Genomic DNA, 21,069 nt, shown 5'->3' on the forward strand with positions numbered 1-21,069 from the left:
TTAGAGCGGTTTTCTCACCTGCTTGTGACAACCCGTAGAGACTCGGGGTCAAAGCGTCGCCAAGGCCGAGCGTACCTCTTCTTTGCTAAGGATTTCGGTCAGCACCAAGGGCGCCTTGCCCGGCGCCTGCAGCACGTAGACCGGCACGCCGCTGCGCCCCAGCGCGGTCAGCGCGGCGGTGATCGCCGGATCGCGGCGCGTCCAGTCGGCGCGCAGCATGGCGACCTGCCTGGCATCGAACTCGGCCAGGAGCGCCGCATCGGCCAACGTGCTGCGCTTGTTGTACTGGCAGGTCACGCACCAGGCGGCCGTGAAGTCGATGAATACCGGCCGGCCGGCGGCCGCGAGTTCGCTCACGCGCGTCGCAGACCAGGGCTGCCAGCGGTCGCCGGTCGCGGCCACGGCCGGCGCCGCGCTGCGCATCACGTTGCCGCCGATGGCGCCCGCCAGCACCGCGGTGGCCGCGATCAGCAGGCTGGCCACCACGATGCGCGTGCGCCCGCGCAGCGTGAACGCCCAGACGATCGCCGCCAGGCACACCAGGAGGCCGAGCAGCGCGCCCGCGCCGTCGATACCGCTTTGCTGGCCCAGCACCCAGACCAGCCAGGCGACCGTGGCGAACATCGGAAAAGCGAGCAGCCGGCGCAGCGTGTTCATCCACGGTCCGGGTCGCGGCAGCAAGCGCGCCACCGCCGGCACGAAGCCCGCCGCCAGGTAGGGCAGGGCGAGGCCGAAGCCGAGCACCGCGAACATCAGCAGGGCCTGCGTGGCCGGCAGCCCGATCGCGAAGCCCAGCGAGGCGCCCATGAAAGGCGCCGAGCAAGGCGAGGCGATCACCACCGCGAGCACGCCCGACAGGAAGTCGTTGACCACCGGGTGCCGGGCCTGGGCGCCGCACAGCGAAGCCGGCGCCAGCATGCGGAACTCGTAGACGCCCGCGAGGTTGAGCCCGATCAGCGTGAAAAGCGCGGCCAGCACGGCCACCACCGCCGGTGACTGGAGTTGGAAGCCCCAGCCCAGTTCGGCGCCGGCCGCGCGCAGCGCGAGCATCGCGCCGCCCAGCGCCAGGAAGGACAGCATCACGCCGGCCGTGTAGGCGACGGCGGCCATCCGGTGGCCGCTGTGGTCTTCGGCCTGGCGCGTGAAGCCCAGCACCTTGATCGCGAGCACCGGGAACACGCAAGGCATCAGGTTGAGCAGCAGGCCGCCGAGCAGCGCGCCCAGCAGCGCGGCGACAAAGCTGCCTGCCGGTTGCGGCAGGGGCGCCGCGGTGTTCGCTTCGAGCGCGGCCTGCAAAGCCGGCGAGACCTCCGCCCGCGGGGCCGTGGCCGGCCAGGTGCCGGCAACCGGCGCTTCGGCGCGCCAGGCAATGGGCTGGCCGGCTTGCCGATCGGCCTCGGCCAGGACGACCACCACCGGCATCGTCGTCGGGCTGGCGCTGCGCTGATCGGAGAGCGGCACGGTGGCGGTCCAGGCGTCGCCCTGCCAGGCCTGCGTCCAGTCCTTGCCCTGCACGGCCGCCGTGTGGATCACCTCGCCGGTCTCGGGGAAGAACTCCAGGGTCTTGCCGCGCGCCGCCGCCGGCAGGCCTTCGAGGCGGACCTGCAGCTTGTCGCCCTCGATGGCGATCGTGCCCGGCTTCGCGAGCGCGGCCGGCTGGGCGGCCAGAGCGGCGTCGAAGGCGCTCTTGTGCAGTGCGGTCGAGCCCTGCAGCGGCAGCTTGAGCAGGAACTCGCCGTCTTCTGGAATGCATTCCTTGCGGCAAACCAGCCAGGAGGCCTTGAGTTTGATGTCGAGCCCGTTGGCGCCGGCGAGGCTTGCGGCGGGCTTGAAGTCGGACGCCACGGTCAGCGGCACCGGCAGCAGCACCGTGCCTTCGTAGCCGTAGTTGGCCAGGGTGCCGATCGGGATCTTCTTCGGCACCGGCCACGCGATGTCGCCGTTGGAGATGCCGGCCGGCAGCGACCAGGCGAGCTCGGTCGGCAGGCCGGAGTCGCCGGCGTTCTTCCAGTAGGTGTGCCACTCGGGCTGGTGCGTGATCTGCAGGCCGACCCAGACCGGCGCGCCGGCGACGACGCCCTGCGGCGCATGGGCGATCAGTTCCGCCCGCACATGGGGCGTGGTGACGACGGGTCCGACCTTGGTGGAAGCCAGCTGGCCCGCAGCCGGCAGGCAGGCTGCGAGAGTGGCGGCCAGGAAGGCCGCAAGACGAAGGGAGGGGAGAAATGCCATGCCGGTCAGTCGGAGCGCCCGCGCGGGGCGAAGTTCCGGGTGGCCCTCATGCGGCCCACCCCAGCACCACCCTGCGGGTGGTGGCGCTCTTCTTTTCGATCTTGGTCACGATGACCTGGCCGATCTCGCGTGTGTTCGCCACGTGGGTGCCGCCGCAGGGTTGGAAATCGATCTGTTCGGCATCCCCGATCCGGATGGTGCGGACCGTGCCCGTGCCGCGCGGCGGCTGCACGCTCATGCTCTTGACCAGCGCGGGATTGGCGTCGAGCTCGGCATCGGTGATGGCGCTCACGGCCAGCGGATGGCCGGCAGCGACCAGGCGCGCCAGGCCGGTCGTGAGCGCTTCCTTGTCCAGCGGATCGGTCATGTGGAAGTCCAGCCGCGCGTACTCGGGGGTGATCGAGCAGCCGTTGACCGGCTGCGGCACCAGGTGGCACAGCAGGTGGGTCGCGGTGTGGAAGCGCATGAGCTTGTGGCGGCGCTCCCAGTCGATGCGGGCCGTCACGGCATCGTCCGGCTTCAGCGTGCCCAGCAGTTCGGACTGGCCGGGCGCCGGCAGATGGACGATCTCGTCGGTCGCCCGGCCCTCGGCGTCTTTGCCCTTGCGTGTGTCGGCGATCGCCACTTCGCGCCCGTCGGCCACCAGCAGGTGGCCGCTGTCGCCGGCCTGGCCGCCGCCCTGCGGATAGAACACCGTGCGGTCGAGCACGATGCCAGCTTCGTCGGCGCGCACGACGCGGGCCCGGCATTCGCGCAGGTAGGCGTCGGAGCGGAACAGGTCGTCGGTCATCGCCCGATGGTAGCGGCGCCACCGCGCCGGGGTGCACCCACGCCAGAAAGCGCCCACAACCGACAGCGGGAGCTTGCGCGATCCGGATGATTCGTGGCTGCATGGCCTGTAGTCGCCTGAAGGACATCCGACCCATGAAGCATTCCAAGCTTTCTTCGGCCGCTGCGCTGCTGGCCGCCGTCATGCTGCTCGCGGCTTGCGGGGAAACGGCCAAGCTGCCGCCCGAAGCCGGCATCGGCCCCACGCCGCAACTGCCCGCGCCCAACAAGACGCTGATCCCGACCGTCAACATCGCCCCGGCCACCGGCTGGACCGACACCGCCGGCCCGAGTGTGCCCAGCGGCTTCACCGTGACGGCGCTGGCCCGCGGGCTGGACCATCCGCGCTGGGTCTACCCGCTGCCCAACGGCGACGTGCTGGTGGTCGAGAGCAACAAGCCGCCGAAGCCGGAAGGCGCGAACGGCGGCGGCCTGATGGACATGATCAGGGTCGCGGTGATGGGTCAGATCATGAAGCGCGCCGGTGCCCAAGTGCCGAGCGCCAACCGCATCACCCTGCTGCGCGATGCCGACGGCGACGGCGCGGCGGAGGTGCGCCAGGTGTTCATGCAGAACCTGGTGTCTCCTTTCGGGGTCGCGCTGGTCGGCAACGAGCTCTTAATCGCCAACGCCGACGCGCTGGTCAAGGTGCCCTACACCGAGGGTCAGACCTCGATCACGGCCGCCCCGACCAAGGTGACCGATCTGCCGGCCGGCATCAACCACCACTGGACCAAGAACGTGATCGCCAACCGCGAGGGCACCAAGCTCTACGTAACGGTCGGCTCCAACAGCAACATCGGCGAGAACAGCCTGGCGGCCGAAGAGGGCCGGGCCGCGATCTGGGAGGTCGACGTGAAGAGCGGCGAGAAGCGGTTGTTCGCCACGGGTCTGCGCAATCCCAACGGCATGGCCTGGGAACCGGAGACCAATGTGCTGTGGACGGTGGTGAACGAGCGCGACGAGATCGGCAGCGACCTGGTGCCCGACTACCTGACCTCGGTGAAGGATGGCGCCTTCTACGGCTGGCCCTGGAGTTATTACGGCCGCCATGTCGATGTGCGGGTGACGCCGCCCCGGCCCGAGATGGTGGCCAAGGCCGTGGTGCCCGACTATGCGCTGGGCTCGCACGTCGCAGCGCTGGGCTTGGCCTTCTCCAACCCGCGTGACATGCCGCCCGAGTTCGCCAACGGCGTGTTCGTCGGCGAGCACGGCTCGTGGAACCGCAGGCCGCTGTCGGGCTACAAGGTGGTGTTCGTGCCCTTCAGCGGCGGCCGGCCCAGTGGGCCGCCGGTCGATTTCGTCACCGGCTTCCTGAGCGCCGACGAGAAGGCGCAGGGCCGTCCGGTCGGCGTGGCGCTCGACAAGAGCGGCGCGCTGCTGGTGGCCGACGATGTGGGCAACGCCGTCTGGCGCGTCGCGCGAGCGAAGTAGCTGCCTCTAGAAGCCCTGCAGCACCACCTTGCCCTGCGCCTTGCCGCTCTCGATCAGCGCATGGGCGCGGCGCAGGTTCGCCGCATTGATCGTGCCGAAGCTTTCGTTGGCCGTGGTGCGGATGCGGCCCGCATCGACCAGCGCGGCGACTTCGGCCAGCAGCTCGCCCTGGCGCGCGACGTCGGGGGTCTCGAACTTCGAGCGCGTGAACATCGACTCCCAGTGCAGCGAGATCGCCTTGCCCTTGAGCGGCATGGCATCGAACACCGCCATGTCGTCGATCACCGCGAGCTGGCCCTGGGGCTTCAGGCTTTCGACGATCTGCGCGTAGTGCTGCCCGGTCTGCGTCAGGCTGGCGACCATGTCGACTTCGCCGATGCCGTCAGCCTTGAGTTCGCCGGCGAGCGGCTTCGAGTGGTCGATCACCGCGTGTGCGCCCAGCGCCAGGCACCAGGCGCGCGTTTCGGCGCGCGAGGCGGTCGCGATGATGCGCAGCTGCGTGAGCTGGCGCGCCAGCTGGATGAGGATCGAGCCGACGCCGCCGGCGCCGCCGACGATCAGGAGCGTCTGCCCGGCGCCGCCGCTCTTCGGCACCCGGAGCCGGTCGAACAGCAGCTCGTAGGCGGTGATCGTGGTCAGCGGCAGGGCTGCGGCCTGCGCGTCGTCCAGGCTCTTCGGCGCGAGCGCGGCGATGCGTTCGTCCACCACATGCAGTTCGCTGTTGGTGCCGGGCCGGGTGATCGAGCCTGCGTAGTACACGCGGTCGCCCGGCTTGAAGCCTTGGACCGCCGCACCGACGGCCTCGACCGTGCCGGCCGCGTCCCAGCCCAGCACCTTCGTCTCGGCCGCCCCCGGCCGCGCGCCCTTGCGCACCTTGGTGTCGACCGGGTTCACGGAAATCGCCTTCACCCGCACCAGCAGGTCGCGCGCGCCGGGCGTGGGCTCGGGCAGGCTGAGGTCCTCGAGCGAGGCGGGATCGTCGATGGGAAGGGATTGGCGGTAGCCGACGGCTTTCATGGTGTGTCCTTGGAGGAATGGAATCGATGCGGTCGAATGTAGGCATCGCGGCCGGCTTTGATAAGCTGCCCGCAAAGCGCATCAGTTTCAAATGAAAATTGAAAATATCGCGGACCTCCACGTGCTGGTGCACACGGCGCGCGGCGGCACCCTCACGGCGGCGGCGCGCGCGCTGGGCATCACGCCCGCGGCGGCCAGTGCGACCTTGAAGCGGCTCGAGGCACAGCTCGGCGCACGCCTGTTCGAGCGCTCGACCCGCGCGATGCGGCTCACGCCGCAAGGCCAGACGCTGCTCGACTACGCCAGCCGCGCCTTCGAGCTGCTGGCCGAAGGCGAGTCGCTGGTGGCGGCCGATCGCGGCGCGCTGGTCGGCACGGTGCGCGTCGCCGCGCCTTCGGACCTCACGCGCAGTGCGCTTTTGCCCTGGTTCGACGACTTCCTCGATGCGCACCCGGGCCTGCAGCTCGCGCTCTCGGTCGGCGACCGGCCGCTCGACGTCACGCGCGACGAGGTCGACGTGGCGCTGCGCTACGGCGCGCTGGCGGATTCGCGGCTGGTTGCGCGCAAGCTGGCTGATTCGCGTCCAGTGCCGTGCGCTTCGCCCGCCTACCTTCGCCGGCACCCAGCGCCGCAGGTGCCGCAGGACCTGCTGCAGCACAACTGCCTGACCTTCCATCGCAGCGGCCGGCGCCAGCGTGTCTGGCGCTTTGCGCGCAACGGCCAGTGGACCGAGGTGCGCGTCGACGGCGACCGCATCGTCGACGACGCCTCGCTCGCGCGCCAGTGGGCGCTCGCGGGCCGCGGCATCACGCTCAAGTCGGCGCTCGACGTGCAGCAGGACGAGGCCTCGGGTGCGCTGGTGCGGCTTCTGCCCGACTGGGACACCGAGCCCTATCCGCTGCACGCCCTGCTGCCCAGCGGCCGCTTCGTGCCGGCGCGGGTGCGTTCGCTCATCGATTTCCTGGCGGCCAAGTTCGCGGCGCTGCCCTCGCGCCACTAAGCTCGCACCACTAAGATTGCCTCATGACTGCCCTTGCCAGCCGCTTCTGGTCCCAACTCACGACACGCGATTTCGCCGCGCTCGATCCGGCCGCGACCGTCGCGGTGCTGCCCCTGGGCGCGACCGAGCAGCACGGCCCGCATCTGCCGCTGGGCGTGGACTCGACCCTGGTCGACGGCATCGTCGCCGCCGCGCTGCCGCTGCTGCCGGCCGAGCTGCCGGTGCTGTTCCTGCCGACCCAGCAGATCGGCCTGAGCCCCGAGCACGCGCGCTTTGCGGGCACGCTCACCCTGTCGGCTGAGACGCTGATCCGGCTCTGGAACGAGATCGGCGCCGGCGTCGCGCGTGCGGGCGTCAGGAAGCTGGTGCTTTTCAATGCGCACGGCGGACACACCGGCGCGATGGACATCGTCGCGCGCGAGCTGCGTGCGGCGCACGGTCTCATCGTCTACAGCGCGAGCTGGTTCAACCTGCCGCTGGGCGATGCGGGCGCGCAGTTCAGCGCCGACGAACACCGTTTCGGCGTGCACGCCGGCGAGATCGAGACCTCGATGATGCTGGCCCTGGCGCCGGGCCAGGTGGCGATGCAGGCGGCGCGCGATTTCGGCTCCAGCTCGCGCCAGCGCGCGGCCGATTACCCGGTGCTCGGCAACGGCAGGAGCGCCAGGCTGGGCTGGGCCATGGAGGACTACAACCCCGCAGGTGCCGCCGGCAACGCCGCCGCGGCGACCGCAGAGAAAGGCCGCGCGGTGATCGACGCCGCGGCGCGCCAGCTCGCGGCACTGCTGGCCGAGGCGTCGCGCCTGCCGCTGTCGACCGCGCACACCGGGCCGTTGGGCTGAACAGCCTCAGCCGGCCACCGCCGGCCCGCCCGGCGCGGCTTCCTTGATCTTGATCGTGCCGTCGGGCCGCTCGCAGGTGCCGATGAGCAAGCCGCTGGCGACCGCATGCGCGCGCAGCGCATCTACCACTTCGTCGCGCCCCGGGCTGGCCGAGAACGCGGGTGTGCTGTCGAGCGCGAAGAGCTGGAAGGCATAGCGGTGCACGCCGTGTCCCGGCGGCGGATCGGGCGGCAGCCAGGCGGCCTGGAGGTAGGAATTGCGGCCGGTGTGAACGCCGGTTCCCTCGTTGCCGGCACTGGCGATCGCGGCCTCGGGCAGGTTGCCGTCCTCCGCCGGAAGGCCGACCACGATCGCATGCACCAGCGGATGGGGCGTCGGCGAATCGGCATCCTCGACCAGCAGCACCAGCGAAGCGGCGCCGGCCGGCACGCCGGTCCATTGCAGGGGCGGCGACAGGCCTTCGCCGTCGGCCGTGTAGCGCGGCGGCAGCGGCGCATGGTCGACGAAGGCCAGGCTGGCGACCGAGATCGAGGCCATGCCCTGGCGCAGCCCCAGGGTGTTGAAGGCGATCTCGTCGAGGCCGGCGCGCACGCCGTGCAGGGCGTGGCCGATGGCTTCGGGAAGTTTTTCGAGCATCCCGCCTGTATAGCTCGCGGGCGGCAGCAGGCGTGTAGGCAGGCTCCGCTATCATGAAACGGCGCTGCGCTGCCGCGGTCGCCTCTTCCCTCCCATTCCAATACCAAGGAAGCGTATGAGCATCGTCTGGACCATCCTGATCGGTTTCGTCGCGGGCCTCGTGGCGCGCGCCATCAAGCCCGGCGACGACTCGGCCGGCTTCATCGTGACCACCCTGATCGGCATCGCCGGCTCGCTGATCGCGACCTACCTCGGGCAGGCGATGGGCTGGTACACCGCGGGCCAGGGGGCCGGCTTCATCGCCTCGGTGGTCGGCGCGATCGTGCTGCTCTTCATCTGGGGCCTCGTCAAACGCAAGTGAGCGTGCCGGGCAGCGATGGCCCGCAAATCCAGGGCGCACCACCATGTCTACGTCGTCGAACTCGACGACCGGGTCTGGAACATCGCCCGCTTCCGGCGCGCCAACCCCGACTATCGGCTCGGCCAGCCCTTCGTCTACGTCGGCATGACGGGGCTGGATCCCGACGTACGCTTCGACAAGCACAAGGCTGGCATCCAGGCCAACGCCTTCGTGCGTGACTATGGGCTCAGGCTGTTGCCGGCCCTTTATGCGGTCTACAACCCGATGCCCTACGAGGCCGCGCGCGAGATGGAGGTCGAACTCGGCATCGCGTTACGCGAAGCCGGCTATGGCGTCTGGCAAGCTTGAAATAAGCTCTCCCCCAGGCTTCGCGCACTTTGTGTCGCTACGCCAACCCCCTCACCGGGGGCAACACCAGCGGGCCGGCAAAGCCGGCTCCGCGGTGTTCCTGGAAGGGAGCTCGGGAACGCTTTGACGTGCAACGACAGGAGGCGCTATGGACGGTACGGCCTGCATCGTGATGACCACCGCCAGCACCGAGGACGAGGCGGAAGCGCTCGCCGCCGCGATCGTCGAGGCGGGCCTCGCGGCCTGCGTGCAGGTGCAGCGCGTGCGCAGCTTCTATGTCTGGCAGGGCACGCTGCACCGCGAGCCCGAATGGCTGCTTTTCATCAAGACCCTCGCCGCGCGCTATGTGGTGCTGGAAGCCTTCATCCGGGAACGCCACAGCTACGAAATGCCGGAGATCGTGCAGCTGCCGATCACGGCCGGGTCCGCGGACTACCTGCGCTGGCTCGCTGACGGCAGCGCGGGCGTCGCTCAGGCGTAGGTCACCCAGTCCGCCCAGGCCGGGCCGTCGAGGTGCGGCAGCGTGTTGTAGGTCACCAGCATGTGGCGCTTGGGCGTGAAGGCGAATTCGGTGACGGCGGTGTTGCGGATGCGCAGGTTCAGCTCGATGGTGGTCTCGGGGCTGGTGCCCAGCACGTGGCCGACCGCGGTGCTGATCGGGCCGCCGCTCGACACCACGAGGACCCGGGCGCCGTGGTGCTTGCCGCGCACGTGGTCCAGCGCGCCCGTCACCCCGGCCAGGAAATCGACGTAGCTCGGCATCCCGGCCGGTGCCGTCCGGCCCTGCATCCAGGCACCCAGCCCGTCGCGCAGCAGCCGGAAGTGGTGGCGGTACTTCTCGGGTGAATCGGGCTTCTCGAGCTTCTCGGGATGGATGGTCGCAATGACCGCTTCGGCGTCGTACTCGTCGAGTCCCGGCCAGGGCAGCACGTCGTCGCGCGCGAGGCCCAATCCTTCGGCGATGCCTTCCCAGGTCTGGCGATGGCGTTTCAGGGTGCCGGTGATGACGGCATCGAACTGCATGCCGCGTTCGCGCCAGTACTCGCCCAGGCGCCGCGACTGCCGGTGGCCCAGTTCGCTCAGCTGGTCGTAGTCGGCCGCGCCGAAGCTGGCTTGTCCGTGGCGTACGAGATAGAGGGTTCCCATGCGCGGAATTCTGCCGGCGCGCGCCGGAAAAGCGGGTCACTGCTGCGACCTTTCTGCGCTGGACGGGTGGGGTGATGGGTGCTGAAGTGTGAACTTTTTCATACAAATCATGTAATGAGTTGAATCACAAAGTTCTCATTCTGTAAGAATGCAAACTTTCGTTAACACCGATCGAGAGCCGCCGGTCCAGGGACGCCGCTTTCATAACAAGAGGACAGCAGAGCATGAACAAGTCATATCGGAGCGTCTGGAATCCCGCACTCGGGGCATGGGTCGCGGTGTCGGAGATCACGGCCGCACGCGGCAAGCGCTCCGGCGGCCTGGGCAGCTTGCTGGTCGCGGCGGGCCTGAGCGTCCTGGCGGCATCCGGCGCCGCGCAGACCGTCGACTACAACGACGGCGACAACCTGGCGGCTGCGATCGACACGACGCTGTCGGACGTGACCCTCAACAGCCTCGGTGCGGGCACGGCCACGCAGAGCGGTGTCGTCAGCGGTACCAACGGCATCGTCAAGACCGGCGCCGGCATCATCGTCCTGGGCGCTTCCAACACGTACCAGGGCACCACGACGATCAATGCGGGCGCCTTGCAGGTGAATTCCGATGCCAACCTCGGCACCGGCGGAGCCATCGCTTTCGGTGGCGGCACGCTGCGCCTGGGCGCCGACAACTTCTCGAGCGGCCGCGCGATCGTGCTCGGCGCCGCCGGCGGCACCGTCGATGTGGCCGGCACCCAAACCAATACGCTGAGCGGCCAGATCACGGGCAGCGGCGTGCTCACGCTGCGCAACACCGGCACCAATGCGCTAGGCAGCGAGACCCAGCGCCTGAGCATCGACAACGCCGCGAACAACTACACGGGCGGAACCGTCCTGCAGGGCAACGGGACGGCCGGCCGCCTCAATGTCTGGACGCACACGACGGGCTCCTTCGGCAGCGGCCCGATCGCCATCCTCGAGAACGCCGAGTTGCGCTTCCAGGACGCCACCGCGAGCGCCGGCAACCTTGCCATCACGGTGCCGGTCGGCGTCAACACCAACGTCAACGGCAGCAACAGCGGCCTCCAGTTCCAGAACGGCGCGAACGCCGGCACGGCGACGATCACCAACAACGGTGCAGGCACCTATGTGCTGTTCGGCGGCGGAGGAGCCAGCGCGCAGCAGGCGACCCTCAACAACAACGGCGGCCGGCTGATCTTCCAGGAGAACAGCAACGGCGGCACCGCGACCCTCAACAACGGCGGCACGCTCCAGATGGCGAACACGGCGGACCTGAGCGGTGCCACCGTCGTCAATACCGGCCAGGTCTACGTCAACGACATCAGCGCGCCGGCGGCGGCGATAGGTTCCCTGTCGGGCTCGGGCAGTGTCGTACTCGGCACCGCCACGCTGCAAGTGGGGGCGCTGAACAAGAACGACACCATCAGCGGGGTGATCTCGAACACGGGCCCGGGCTCGCAGGACAAGAACGGGTCGCTCTACATCAATCCCGTGATGCTCGGCAACGGCGCCGTGGTCAAGGTCGGCGCCGGCACCCTGACGCTGACGGGCGACAACACCTACACCGGCGGCACCACCATCAGCGGCGGTGCCCTGCAGCTGGGGGCGGGCACCGCCAGCGGCAGCGTGCAAGGCAACATCGCCATCGGCAGCGGCGCTTCGCTGATCGTCAACCGCTCGGACAACATCACGCTGACCAACGCGCTCAGCGGCAATGGCTCGCTGGCGCAGAGCGGCCCCGGCACCACGACCATCGGCACGGCCAACACCTACAGCGGCGGCACCACGCTCAATGCCGGCGGGCTCACCATCACGGCCGTTGGCGCGCTGGGCACTGGCGCCGTGACGATCAACGGCGGCACTTTCGGCACGCAGGTCCAGCTGGACAACGCGGTCGTCGTGAACAACAGCTTCAATGTCGCGCCGGTCGCCTCCTCCACCTGGACCGGCCCGGTGACGCTGAATGCAGACGCCACGCTGACCCACGTCGCGCCGCTGGGCTCAATCGTGTTCGCGGGCAGCATCGGCGGTGCGCACGGCATCACGCTCGACGGGGTCGGCGGCGGCTGGAGCGGCTACGCGTACAACGCCGTCAATACCTACAGCGGCACGACCACGGTGCAGGGCAACGCCAACCTGCTGCTGGCAGCCGCGGGCACCGTGCCGGGCGACCTCGTCGTCAACGGCAACGGCAGCGTGCTCGTGAACGGCAACGGCCGCCTGGCGCCGACCGCGAACCTCACGGTCAATTCCACCGGCAATGTCGTCGCGGGGCAGCCCGTGTCCGGCGTCGAATTGCTCAACGCGACCCAGACCATCGCCCAGCTGAACGGCAGCGGCACGGTCGGGCTGAACGGCAGCGAGCTGACGGTCGGCGCCGGCAATTTCAGCGGCACGATGTCGAACGGCGTCTTCATGCCAGGGCCGCCCCCCGGCGCTGGTTCGCTGGTCAAGGCCGGCACCGGTACCCTGACGCTCTCAGGCGCCAACACCTACACCGGCAGCACCACCGTCAGCGGCGGCACCTTGCGTGCCGGCGCGACCAACACCCTGAGCGCCGTGTCGGCGCACAGCGTGGCAGCCGGCGCCACGCTCGACCTGGCGGGCTTCAGCCAGAGCATGGCCGCGCTCAACAACGATGGCACCGTCTCGCTGGTCGGCGCCACGCCCGGAACCACGCTGACGGTGAACGGCCCCTACGTCGGCAACAACGGCACCTTGCGCCTGGGCACCATGCTCGGCGCCAGCGGCCCGTCCGACCGGCTGGTGCTCGACGGCGCCACCGCCGTCGCCAGCGGCAGCACCACCTTGCAGATCACCAACCTCGGCGGCCTCGGCGGCCAGACCTTGGGCAGCGGCATCGAGGTGATCACCGCGCTGAACGGCGCCACCACCACGGCGCAGACGACCAAGAGCGCCTTTGCGCTCGGCGGAGCGGGCCACGTCGATGCCGGCGCCTTCGAGTACCGCCTGTACGCCGCCGATGCGAGCGGCGCCGGGGAGAACTGGTATCTGCGCTCGGAAGTGATTCCGCCGCCCCCGCCGCCCCCGCCACCGCCCCCGCCGCCTCCCGGCCCGCCGGCGCCTCCGGCTCCACCTGCGCCTCCGGCTCCGCCGGCTCCCCCGGCGCCACCCGCTCCGGCGCCCGCGCCGGTACCGGTCACGGCCTACCGCGCCGAGGCCCCGATGCTCGCGGCCCTGCCGTCGCAGCTGCGCCGCACCGACCTCGCGATGATCGGCAGCCTGCGCAGCCGCCTCGGCGACGACGACGTGAGCGGTCGTGCGGTAGCCAGCCTGACGCCGGTGGAAGGTGCGCTCTCGGCCGAGCGCCGCGCCTGGGCACGCGCCGTCTACAGCGATGTCGACATCCGCCAGTCGGGCGTCGTCAGTCCCTCGACGCAGGGCCACGTCGCCGGCGTCCAGGCGGGCACCGATCTCTACGTCTCACAGCTCGGGGATTGGCACGCCGGCGTGTATGTCGGCACGCTCGACGGCGATGCCGACCTGAGCGGCTTCGCCAGCGGCGTCTATCGCCCGGTCGGCAGTACCGATCTGCGCGCCCGCTACCTCGGCGCCTACGCCTCGTATGCCAACGCGACCGGCTTCTACGTCGACACCGTGCTGCAGTACGGCTCGCATCGCTACACCATCCGTCCGCTCGGCGGCCTCGCGGCCTCGGGCAAGGGCAACAGCCTGACGGCCTCGGTCGAAGTCGGCCAGGCCTTTGCGCTCGGCGGCGGCTGGACGATCGAGCCGCAGGCGCAGCTGAGCTACCGCAAGGCGCGTGTCGACGACCTGGCGATCGCAGGCGCCCTGGTGCAGCAGGACGATTCCGGCAACTGGACCGCCGGCCTCGGCGTGCGCGTGAAGGGGGACATTTCCACCGCGGCCGGGCGGCTGCAGCCCTATGCACGCGTCGGCGTGGTTCGCGGCAGCGGCGGCAGCGATGTCGCGCGCTTCGTCAACGGCCCTTTCGTCACGCCCATCGGCAGCACGGGCAACTACACCTCGGTGGAACTGGCGGGCGGCGCCACGCTGTCGCTGAGCAAGACCGTGAGCCTGTACGGCGAAGTCGGCAAGGTCTTCAGCGCCGGCGGCGACACCAAGGTGAAATCGTCGATCCAGGGCGCGATCGGCGTGCGCGTGCGCTGGTAGCAAAGAAAACGCGGCGGGTGGAACTCGCGTGCGCCGGGCGGCTCGTACCGCCATGCGTGTCCTGACCACCTCCCCCGGTTCTCTTCCCCGGCGCACGGTCGCCGCCGCGCTGGTCGCAGCGCCCGCCCTCTGGCTCGGCGCGCGCGCGCAGCCGCAGGCGGCGCGCCTCGCCACGCCGTCGCAGACCGAAGGGCCGTTCTACCCCGTGCGCCTGCCGCAGGACGTGGACAACGACCTGCTGCGCAACGGCACGCTGAACTACCGCAGCGGCCAGCCGGCCTGGGTCGAGGGCAGCGTGACCGACCTGGCCGGCCGGCCGCTGCGTGGCGCCCAGGTCGAGATCTGGCAGTGCGACCAGGACGGCCACTATCACCACCCCGGCGACGGCGACCGCGCCGATGCCGCGTTCCAGGGCTTCGGCCGAGTGGCGGTCGATGCCGACGGCCGCTATCGCTTTCGCACCATCCGGCCCGTGGCCTACAGCGGCCGCACGCCCCACATCCATGTGAAGGTGAAGTTGGGCGCACGCGAGTTGCTGACGACGCAGCTCTATGTGGAGGGCGACCCCGGGAACGCGCGCGACTTCCTCTGGCGCAACCTGCCGGAGGCCTCGCGTGCCGCGATCACCGTGCCTTTCGAGCCGGCGGCGGATGGCGTGCGGGCGCGTTTTCCGATCGTCATCGCGGCCTGAGGCGGGCCGCTCTCAACGCTGCGACAGCACCTCGGCGAACATCGCGGCATCGACGTTGCCACCGGTCAGCGCAATGCCGACCGTCTTGCCCTGCCAGCGCGAGCGCTGCTGCATCGCGGCCGCCAAGGCCGCCGCGCCCGCGCCTTCGGCCACGTTGTGGGTGTCGGTGAACAGCGTGCGCATCGCCGCGGCCACTTCCTCGTCGCTCACCGCGACCACCTCGTCGGCTTCGCGCCGGATCACTGCCAGCGCCTCCGGCACCGGCGTGCGGCAGGCCATGCCGTCGGCCAGCCTTGTGCTGACGGGCGCTTCGATCGCCCGGCCGGCACGGAACGAATCGAGATACGCGGTCGCATGCGCCGACACCACGCCGACGAGCCGCGTCTTGACGCCGCAATGCGCACGCGCCGCCGTCGCGGCCGCGAAGCCGGAGCCCAGTCCGATCGGCACGAACAGCACCTCGGGCGGCGCATCGGCCAGCGCTTCGAAGAATTCCACATAGGCGGTCGCGACGCCGCGCACCAGCTCGCGGTGGAAGGAGGGCACGCGGTGCAGCCCGTCGCGCTCGGCCAGGTGCGCGGCATGCTCGCTCGCGGTCTGGAACTCGTCGCCGTGCTCGACCAGCGTGACGCCGAGCGCGCGCATGGCCGCGTTCTTCTCGACCGAGTTGCCGTGCGGCACCACGATGGTCGCCGCCAGGCCGTGGCGCCGCGCGGCGAAGCCGACCGACTGGCCGTGGTTGCCGCGCGTGGCGCTGATCACATGGCGCACCCCGGGCTCGTCGCGCGCCAGCGTCTCGAAGTAGGTGAGCCCGCCGCGCAGCTTGAAGGCGCCGGCCGGCGTGTGGTTTTCATGCTTGGTCCACACCGTGCAGCCCAGGCGCCCGGCCAGCAGCGGCCAGGCATACTGCGGCGTCGGCGGCATCGCCGCGTAGACGGTGCGGCGCGCGGCGGCGATCTCTTCGCGTGTGAATCGCATCGGCTACTTGCGTTCCGGCAGCGCGATGCGCACCGCGAGCGCGGCCAGCACGCTGCCCATCACATAGCGCTGGGCGCGCAGCCAGCCTTCGCTTCGCGACAGGAAGGCCGTCAGGCGCGCGGCACTCAGCACCAGCAGCACGTTGACGCCACCGCTGACGCCGATCTGCACCGCGCCCAGCATCAGGCTCTGCAGCAGCACCGAGCCGCGCTCGGGATGCAGAAACTGCGGGAAGAAGGAGAGGTAGAACATCGCCACCTTGGGGTTCAGCAGGTTGGTGACGAAGCCCATGCTGAAGAGCTTGGCCGGCGGATCGTCGGGCAGCAGCCGGGCCTCGAAAGGCGCGCTGCCGCCCGGCTTGACCGCCTGCCAGGCAAGCCACATCAGGTAGGCCGCGCCGGCCAAACGGATGGCGTCGAAGGCGAAGGGCACGGCGATCAGCAGCGCCGTCAGCCCCAGCGCCGCGGCCATCAGGTGCACCACGAAGCCCAGCAGCACGCCGGCCAGCGACATCAGTCCGGCCGCGCGGCCCTGGCACAGCGCGCGCGAGACGCAATAGATCATGTTCGGGCCGGGCGTCAGCACCAGCACCAGCGCGGCGAGCGCGAACAAGGCGAGTTCGGTGAAGCTCATCGGCATGTCAGATCCCCTCGGAGTCGAGCGTGACGGTGCCGCGCGGCGTATCAAACACCGCGCGGAGCTTGGGCGCGCCGGTGCTCACCGGAACGTTCGAAAGCCCGATGGCTTCCATCGCCGCGTCCAGGTCGCCGGCGCGCGGATGCGCGACGGTCAGCGAACGCAGCCTGACGCCGGAATCGGCCATGCTGTCGCTCGGATGCACCGGGCCCCATTCGATCAGCGTGGGCAGCGTGCCGTACATCAGGCGTTGGCCGTCGTCGCGCACCGTGATCTGCCATGCGAGCCGGCCGGCCGGCGTCTCGCGCGAGGCTTCGAGCACGCGGCCGCGGTCGATGCGCTGCCGCGCCAGGGCCTGCACGGCCGCGCCGGCATCGGGCACCTCGGCCACGAAGTGCACCAGCCGCGGCCCGCCGCGTGCCAGGCCGGCCTGCAGCTCGGCATCGTCGAGGTCGAACCAGCGATGGGTGCCGGCGGCCCGCGTCGGCCTGGCCTTGGGGTCGATCGCGATGATCTCGAGATAGGCGCGCGGGAATTCGACGGTTGCGATCTTCATCAGGCGGTTGTGTGTGCCCATCAGCGGATGCGCGCCGCCTGGGCCGGGCGCGATGCCGAAGGTGGCTTCGCACCACTGGACGCCTTCGTCGAGGTCGCCGGCGGCGATCACAAGGTGGTCGATGCGCGCTTGCACGAGGCCTCCTAGAGCGTGACCTTGCCGTCGATGCAGGTGACCGAGTCGCCGCCGATCCAGACCTGGCTTTCCGCGTCGCGCGACACATGGACGCGTCCTGCGCGGCCCAGGCACTGGCCTTGCGCCGCGAGGTAGCGTTCGGGCAGGTGCCCATCGGCGATCAGCCATTGCGCGAGGCTGGCGTTGAGGCTGCCCGTGACCGGATCTTCCTCGACGCCGATCGGCGCCGCGAAGGCGCGCACCTCGAGGCCGATGCCTTCGTCGTTCGAGCGCGCGAAGGCGCGCGCCTCGCGGTTGGAACGCGAGATCAGGGGCGAGGCTGCATCGTCTTCCGCCGCAGGGACGCCCGCCACGCCGACCTTCTGGCCGAGCTCCTTGAGCATGCGGTGGTCGGGCTTGAGCGCGAGCACGGTGTCCGCGTCGTCGAGCAGCAGGCCCAGCCACACCGGACCGTTGTCGAGCAGCTGCGCAGCCACGATCTGCTGCGACTTGAGGCCCAGCGCGGCGGCCACCTTGGCCAGCAGCGAGGGGCTCGGCGCGCTGCGCCTGAGCGGCGGCGCGGCGAAAACGAGCCGTTCGCCCTCGTGCCGGATCGGCACCAGGCCCGCGGCGCACTGCTGGACGATGCGGCCTGCCGCCTTGGGCCGGCCGCCGGCCTGCAGCCAGGCATGGCAGCTTCCCAGCGTCGGGTGGCCGGCAAAGGGCAGCTCGCCGCCCGGCGTGAAGATGCGCACGCGGTAGTCGGCCGACGGTTCGCTGGGCGGCAGCAGGAAGGTGGTCTCTGAAAGGTTGGTCCACTTCGCGAAGCTCTGCATCGCGGCATCGTCGAGGCCGGTGGCGTCGAGCACCACCGCGAGGGGATTGCCGAGATAGGGCTTCGCCGTGAAGACGTCGACTTGCTTGAAGGGGCGGGTTTTCATGAGCTTCATTCCAGTGCGAGGTCGAGCACGCCGCGTGCGCCGGCGCGGCTGCGCAGATCGGCGAACCAGCGCTCGACATGCGGCCAGGCGGGCCGCGTGTATTCGGTCTGCGGCAGGCCGAACCAGCGGTGCGCTTCACAGCCCACGGGGATGTCGGCCATCGTGAATGCATCGCCGAGCATGAAGGCGCGCGTGGCGAGGTGCGCGTCGAGCAGCGCGAACAGCGGCTCGGTGGCATGCACCGAATGCGCGATCACGGCCGGGTCGCGCTGGTCCGAAGGCACGCGGACCCACTGCCTGAAGGCACCGGCGCTCACCGGATTCAGCGTGGTCTGCTGCCAGTCCATCCAGCGCTCGGCGTCGAAGCGTGCGGCCAGCGGCTCGGGATAGAGCTTGCCGGGCGAGTGCTTGGCGCAGAGGTAGCGCACGATCACGTTCGATTCCCAGAGCGTGACGCGGCCCTCGCCCTCACCGTCGTCGATGGCCGGCACCAGCGCGTTCGGATTGAGCCTCAGGTATTCGGGCGTCTGGACGATGCCGAACTTGCCGCCGGCCTCGGTGCGCTGGAAATCGAGCCCGATCTCCTGCGCGCACCACACCACCTTGCGGACGTTGATGGAGCTGATGCGCCCCCAGATATTGAGCATGGTCAGAATCCCTTCGAGGGGCGGTCGATCAAGAGAAGACGAACGGCCAGCGCGATCATCACCGTGGCGAGCAGGCCGCGCTGGAAGCCGGCGGCGCCGCGCCGGCGCTGCAGCCAGCGGCCGATCTGTCCGCTGCAGGCACCCAGCACGGTGTTGAAGACGAGCCCGGCCAGCGAGAGCGCGACACCCAGCATCACCAGCTGCATCGGCACGCTGCCGCGCGCCGGGTCGACGAACTGCGGCAGGAAGACCATGAAGAACAGCAGCGCCTTCGGATTCACCAGGTTGTTGAGCCAGGCCATGCGCAGCACGCGCGCGAAGCCGGCGCGATCGGCGTGCGCCTGCAGGCGTGCATCGCCCGAGCGGAGCGCCTGCCAGGCGAGCCACAGCAGGTAGAGCGCGCCCGCATAGCGCAGCAGGTCGAAGGAGGGCGGCCATGCCGCCACCAGCGCGGTGACGCCGGTCGCGGCGCACAGCGTGTGGACCAGGTCCGCCGCCGCGATGCCGAGCCCGGCCGCGAAGCCGGCGCGCGGCCCCAGTGCGACGCCGTGCGAGAGCACGAAAGCCATGTTGGGCCCGGGCGAGAGGAACAGCGCCAGCACCGCCACCAGGAAGAGCGAGAGGGTCGCGAGGTCGATCATGGCGTGCGCGTCTCGAGGTAGGGCGTGATGTTCTTCATGGCGCGCGCGACATAGGCTTCTTTTTCGCCCACCGGCGCGACGTAGTGGAGCGCATCGGCCGCGGCCTCGGGGCCTTCGGTGCGCGCGATGATCCACGCAGCGAGATAGGGCGACGCGAGGCAGCCGCCCGCGGTCGCCACGTTGCCGGCCGCGAAGAAGGGCTGGTTCAGCACCTCGATGCCGGCCTCCTGCACCCAGGGCTTGGTCGTCAGGTCGGTGCAGGCCGGCACGGCGCCCAGCAGGCCCAGCTTGGCCAGCAGCAAGGTGCCCGAGCACTGCGCGCCGATCAGCTGGCGCGACGGGTCGAGCGTGAGCGCCGAGAGGATGGCCGGATCGGCCGCGATCTCGCGCGTTCGGATGCCGCTGCCGACGATCACGGCCTCGGCCTCGCAGGCATCCGCCAGGGATGCGCTGAGCTTCACCGTCACGCCGTTCATGGACGTGACCGAGGCGCTCGGCCCGGCCAGGCTGACGCGCCAGCCCGGCTTCTTGATCCGGTTGAGGACGCCGAGCGCGATCAGCGAGTCGAGCTCGTTGAACCCTTCGAAGGTGAGGATGGCGATGTGCATCGTCGTGCCTTGATTCGATGCCCTTTACACGGGACTGGCGGCGAGTTGGCGCTCGACCTCGGCAGCCGCGTTGTGCGCCAGCTGCTCGCGCACGGCCTCGCCCAGCGCGGTGATCGCGGTGTCGATCTCCTCGACGCTCGCGGTCACGAAGGACAGGCGCAGCGTACGCGGATCGCTGGCTCCCGCATAGAAGGGCGCGCCCGGCACGAAGGCCACGCCGCGTTCCACCGCCTTCGGCAGCAGCGCCACCGCGTCCATGCCCTCGGGCAGGCGCAGCCACAGGAACATGCCGCCGGCCGGTTTGTTGAACTCCACGCCCAGGCCCTTCATCTCGCGCGCCAGTGCGGTCAGCATCGCATCGCGCTGGCGCTTGTAGAGCGCGCGGATGGTCGGCACGTGGCGATCGAGGAAGCCCTCTTTCATCACTTCGGCCACCATGCGCTGGTTGAAGCCGGGGCTGTGCAGGTCGGCCGCCTGCTTGGCCTGCAGCAGCTTCGGAAAGATGGCCTTGGGCGCCACCATGAAGCCCAGCCGCAGGCCCGGCGCCAGCACCTTCGAGAAGGAGCCGAGGTAGACGCAGCCTTCGGGGTTGCGCGCGGTCAGCGGCAACGGCGGGGCTTCGTCGAACCAGAGGTCGCCGTAGGGGTTGTCCTCGACGATCGGAAGCCCGGCCTTCGCGGCCGCGGCCGATACTGCGGCACGGCGCTCCTCGGTCATCGTGCGGCCGGTGGGGTTCTGGAAGTTGGGCAGCAGGTAGACGAAACGCGCGTCCTTCGCTTTTGCCACGAGGTCGTCGACCGACACGCCCTCGTCGTCGCTGGCCACGCTCACGGGCTCGGGCTCCATCGGCGAGAAAGCCTGTAGCGCGCCCAGGTAGGTGGGCGTCTCGACCAGCACGCGGCTGCCCGGATCGAGCAGCACCTTGGCGATCAGGTCCAGGCCCTGCTGCGAGCCGGTAGTGATCAGCACCTGCGCCGGATCGACCGGCCAGGGCAGCATCGCCGCGACCGCTTCGCGCAGCGGGGCGTAGCCTTCGCTGGCGGCGTACTGCAGCGCGGCCTGGCCGTCCTTGTGCAGCACTTCGGCGCAGGCCTCGGCGAAGGCGCTGATCGGGAAGGTCTTGGGCGAGGGCAGGCCGCCGGCCAGGCTGATGATGCCGGGGCGCTCGGTGACCTTGAGGATTTCACGGATCACCGAAGGGTTCATCTTTTCGGCGCGGGCGGCGAGTTTCCAGTTCATGTCGTTTCCTTGGATGTGCG

At 70.2% G+C, this 21,069-nt stretch carries 21 protein-coding genes; 8 read left to right on the top strand and 13 right to left on the bottom strand.

Translation table 11 applies throughout. The features are described from left to right. Positions 1-48 precede the first annotated feature (48 nt). Together BLS74_RS30790 and BLS74_RS30795 are read right to left on the bottom strand one after the other, a co-directional pair. Positions 49-2,232, bottom strand: a complete 2,184-nt coding sequence (locus tag BLS74_RS30790; protein WP_170855779.1) for a protein-disulfide reductase DsbD family protein — start codon at positions 2,230-2,232, stop codon at positions 49-51. 46 nt (positions 2,233-2,278) lie between these two features. Next, positions 2,279-3,022 carry an alanyl-tRNA editing protein gene (locus tag BLS74_RS30795; RefSeq protein ID WP_093111341.1) on the bottom strand — a complete coding sequence of 248 codons (744 nt, stop codon included), beginning with the start codon at positions 3,020-3,022 and terminating at the stop codon, positions 2,279-2,281. Positions 3,023-3,156: 134 nt separating this feature from the next. On the opposite strand from BLS74_RS30795, the gene BLS74_RS30800 reads away from it, so the two are divergent. Next, positions 3,157-4,494 (top strand): PQQ-dependent sugar dehydrogenase, encoded by a 1,338-nt coding sequence (locus BLS74_RS30800; RefSeq protein ID WP_093111343.1) that lies wholly within the window; start codon positions 3,157-3,159, stop codon positions 4,492-4,494. A 6-nt stretch (positions 4,495-4,500) separates the two neighbouring features. Here BLS74_RS30800 and BLS74_RS30805 read toward each other — a convergent pair whose 3' ends face one another. Continuing rightward, positions 4,501-5,511, bottom strand: a complete 1,011-nt coding sequence (locus tag BLS74_RS30805) for a zinc-binding alcohol dehydrogenase family protein (protein WP_093111345.1) — start codon at positions 5,509-5,511, stop codon at positions 4,501-4,503. A 91-nt stretch (positions 5,512-5,602) separates the two neighbouring features. Between BLS74_RS30805 and BLS74_RS30810 the strand changes: the two genes are divergently transcribed. Together BLS74_RS30810 and BLS74_RS30815 are read left to right on the top strand one after the other, a co-directional pair. Continuing rightward, positions 5,603-6,511, top strand: a complete 909-nt coding sequence (locus BLS74_RS30810; protein ID WP_093111347.1) for a LysR family transcriptional regulator — start codon at positions 5,603-5,605, stop codon at positions 6,509-6,511. Between the two features lie 23 nt (positions 6,512-6,534). Further along, on the top strand, positions 6,535-7,353 hold the full coding sequence (locus BLS74_RS30815) for a creatininase family protein (protein ID WP_093111349.1): 819 nt from the start codon (positions 6,535-6,537) through the stop codon (positions 7,351-7,353). Positions 7,354-7,359: 6 nt separating this feature from the next. Here BLS74_RS30815 and BLS74_RS30820 read toward each other — a convergent pair whose 3' ends face one another. After that, complete coding sequence (locus tag BLS74_RS30820) at positions 7,360-7,989, bottom strand: YbhB/YbcL family Raf kinase inhibitor-like protein (protein ID WP_093111351.1); 630 nt, start codon at positions 7,987-7,989, stop codon at positions 7,360-7,362. Positions 7,990-8,104: 115 nt separating this feature from the next. On the opposite strand from BLS74_RS30820, the gene BLS74_RS30825 reads away from it, so the two are divergent. From BLS74_RS30825 to cutA, 3 genes are all read left to right on the top strand, one after another. Beyond that, the gene (locus BLS74_RS30825) at positions 8,105-8,350 is read left to right on the top strand and encodes a GlsB/YeaQ/YmgE family stress response membrane protein (protein WP_093111353.1); all 246 of its coding nucleotides are present in this window, start codon (positions 8,105-8,107) and stop codon (positions 8,348-8,350) included. Positions 8,351-8,365: 15 nt separating this feature from the next. Continuing rightward, on the top strand, positions 8,366-8,698 hold the full coding sequence (locus BLS74_RS30830) for a hypothetical protein (protein ID WP_093111355.1): 333 nt from the start codon (positions 8,366-8,368) through the stop codon (positions 8,696-8,698). Between the two features lie 148 nt (positions 8,699-8,846). After that, positions 8,847-9,179, top strand: coding sequence for a divalent-cation tolerance protein CutA (gene cutA / locus BLS74_RS30835; RefSeq protein ID WP_093111357.1), 333 nt, complete (start codon positions 8,847-8,849; stop codon positions 9,177-9,179). On the opposite strand, the gene BLS74_RS30840 is transcribed toward cutA, so the two are convergent. Next, positions 9,170-9,844, bottom strand: coding sequence for a histidine phosphatase family protein (locus tag BLS74_RS30840; RefSeq protein WP_093111359.1), 675 nt, complete (start codon positions 9,842-9,844; stop codon positions 9,170-9,172). The two genes, cutA and BLS74_RS30840, sit on opposite strands and share 10 nt — an antisense overlap. A 224-nt stretch (positions 9,845-10,068) precedes the next feature. Here BLS74_RS30840 and BLS74_RS30845 point away from each other — a divergent pair, with 224 nt between their 5' ends. Both BLS74_RS30845 and BLS74_RS30850 read left to right on the top strand, forming a co-directional pair. Then, positions 10,069-13,998: an autotransporter outer membrane beta-barrel domain-containing protein gene (locus BLS74_RS30845; RefSeq protein WP_093111361.1), complete on the top strand. Its 3,930-nt coding sequence runs from the start codon at positions 10,069-10,071 to the stop codon at positions 13,996-13,998. A 52-nt stretch (positions 13,999-14,050) separates the two neighbouring features. Then, the gene (locus BLS74_RS30850) at positions 14,051-14,689 is read left to right on the top strand and encodes a dioxygenase family protein (protein ID WP_093111363.1); all 639 of its coding nucleotides are present in this window, start codon (positions 14,051-14,053) and stop codon (positions 14,687-14,689) included. Between the two features lie 12 nt (positions 14,690-14,701). Here the strand turns inward: BLS74_RS30850 and BLS74_RS30855 are convergent, their stop codons facing one another. The 8 genes from BLS74_RS30855 to BLS74_RS30890 are packed head-to-tail and all read right to left on the bottom strand — an operon-like array spanning position 14,702 to position 21,049. After that, entirely contained in the window at positions 14,702-15,667 is a 966-nt protein-coding gene (locus tag BLS74_RS30855; RefSeq protein WP_093111365.1) for a threonine dehydratase, read from the bottom strand. 3 nt (positions 15,668-15,670) lie between these two features. Further along, a complete protein-coding gene (locus BLS74_RS30860) occupies positions 15,671-16,306 on the bottom strand; it encodes a LysE family translocator (protein ID WP_093111367.1) in 636 nt (211 codons plus the stop codon). Between the two features lies 1 nt (position 16,307). Beyond that, complete coding sequence (locus tag BLS74_RS30865) at positions 16,308-16,994, bottom strand: VOC family protein (protein ID WP_093111369.1); 687 nt, start codon at positions 16,992-16,994, stop codon at positions 16,308-16,310. Between the two features lie 8 nt (positions 16,995-17,002). Further along, the gene (locus BLS74_RS30870; RefSeq protein ID WP_170855780.1) at positions 17,003-17,914 is read right to left on the bottom strand and encodes a PhzF family phenazine biosynthesis protein; all 912 of its coding nucleotides are present in this window, start codon (positions 17,912-17,914) and stop codon (positions 17,003-17,005) included. A gap of 5 nt (positions 17,915-17,919) precedes the next feature. Beyond that, positions 17,920-18,561, bottom strand: a complete 642-nt coding sequence (locus tag BLS74_RS30875) for a glutathione S-transferase family protein (RefSeq protein WP_093111373.1) — start codon at positions 18,559-18,561, stop codon at positions 17,920-17,922. A 2-nt stretch (positions 18,562-18,563) separates the two neighbouring features. Beyond that, a complete protein-coding gene (locus tag BLS74_RS30880; protein WP_093111375.1) occupies positions 18,564-19,202 on the bottom strand; it encodes a LysE family translocator in 639 nt (212 codons plus the stop codon). Then, positions 19,199-19,810 carry a DJ-1/PfpI family protein gene (locus BLS74_RS30885; RefSeq protein ID WP_093111377.1) on the bottom strand — a complete coding sequence of 204 codons (612 nt, stop codon included), beginning with the start codon at positions 19,808-19,810 and terminating at the stop codon, positions 19,199-19,201. The genes BLS74_RS30880 and BLS74_RS30885 overlap by 4 nt, the downstream gene beginning before the upstream one ends. A gap of 24 nt (positions 19,811-19,834) precedes the next feature. Next, positions 19,835-21,049 carry an aminotransferase-like domain-containing protein gene (locus BLS74_RS30890; RefSeq protein ID WP_093111379.1) on the bottom strand — a complete coding sequence of 405 codons (1,215 nt, stop codon included), beginning with the start codon at positions 21,047-21,049 and terminating at the stop codon, positions 19,835-19,837. Positions 21,050-21,069 lie beyond the last annotated feature (20 nt).

It is taken from the genome of Variovorax sp. CF079, from assembly GCF_900101545.1.
GTDB lineage: Bacteria > Pseudomonadota > Gammaproteobacteria > Burkholderiales > Burkholderiaceae_C > Variovorax.

Bases quoted from the DNA above. Each gene is read 5' to 3' on its own strand.
- BLS74_RS30790 (WP_170855779.1), bottom strand. From the start codon at position 2,232: ATGGCATTTCTCCCCTCCCTTCGTCTTGCGGCCTTCCTGGCCGCCACT.
- BLS74_RS30795 (WP_093111341.1), bottom strand. From the start codon at position 3,022: ATGACCGACGACCTGTTCCGCTCCGACGCCTACCTGCGCGAATGCCGG.
- BLS74_RS30800 (WP_093111343.1), top strand. From the start codon at position 3,157: ATGAAGCATTCCAAGCTTTCTTCGGCCGCTGCGCTGCTGGCCGCCGTC.
- BLS74_RS30805 (WP_093111345.1), bottom strand. From the start codon at position 5,511: ATGAAAGCCGTCGGCTACCGCCAATCCCTTCCCATCGACGATCCCGCC.
- BLS74_RS30810 (WP_093111347.1), top strand. From the start codon at position 5,603: ATGAAAATTGAAAATATCGCGGACCTCCACGTGCTGGTGCACACGGCG.
- BLS74_RS30815 (WP_093111349.1), top strand. From the start codon at position 6,535: ATGACTGCCCTTGCCAGCCGCTTCTGGTCCCAACTCACGACACGCGAT.
- BLS74_RS30820 (WP_093111351.1), bottom strand. From the start codon at position 7,989: ATGCTCGAAAAACTTCCCGAAGCCATCGGCCACGCCCTGCACGGCGTG.
- BLS74_RS30825 (WP_093111353.1), top strand. From the start codon at position 8,105: ATGAGCATCGTCTGGACCATCCTGATCGGTTTCGTCGCGGGCCTCGTG.
- BLS74_RS30830 (WP_093111355.1), top strand. From the start codon at position 8,366: ATGGCCCGCAAATCCAGGGCGCACCACCATGTCTACGTCGTCGAACTC.
- cutA (WP_093111357.1), top strand. From the start codon at position 8,847: ATGGACGGTACGGCCTGCATCGTGATGACCACCGCCAGCACCGAGGAC.
- BLS74_RS30840 (WP_093111359.1), bottom strand. From the start codon at position 9,844: ATGGGAACCCTCTATCTCGTACGCCACGGACAAGCCAGCTTCGGCGCG.
- BLS74_RS30845 (WP_093111361.1), top strand. From the start codon at position 10,069: ATGAACAAGTCATATCGGAGCGTCTGGAATCCCGCACTCGGGGCATGG.
- BLS74_RS30850 (WP_093111363.1), top strand. From the start codon at position 14,051: ATGCGTGTCCTGACCACCTCCCCCGGTTCTCTTCCCCGGCGCACGGTC.
- BLS74_RS30855 (WP_093111365.1), bottom strand. From the start codon at position 15,667: ATGCGATTCACACGCGAAGAGATCGCCGCCGCGCGCCGCACCGTCTAC.
- BLS74_RS30860 (WP_093111367.1), bottom strand. From the start codon at position 16,306: ATGCCGATGAGCTTCACCGAACTCGCCTTGTTCGCGCTCGCCGCGCTG.
- BLS74_RS30870 (WP_170855780.1), bottom strand. From the start codon at position 17,914: ATGAAAACCCGCCCCTTCAAGCAAGTCGACGTCTTCACGGCGAAGCCC.
- BLS74_RS30875 (WP_093111373.1), bottom strand. From the start codon at position 18,561: ATGCTCAATATCTGGGGGCGCATCAGCTCCATCAACGTCCGCAAGGTG.
- BLS74_RS30880 (WP_093111375.1), bottom strand. From the start codon at position 19,202: ATGATCGACCTCGCGACCCTCTCGCTCTTCCTGGTGGCGGTGCTGGCG.
- BLS74_RS30885 (WP_093111377.1), bottom strand. From the start codon at position 19,810: ATGCACATCGCCATCCTCACCTTCGAAGGGTTCAACGAGCTCGACTCG.
- BLS74_RS30890 (WP_093111379.1), bottom strand. From the start codon at position 21,049: ATGAACTGGAAACTCGCCGCCCGCGCCGAAAAGATGAACCCTTCGGTG.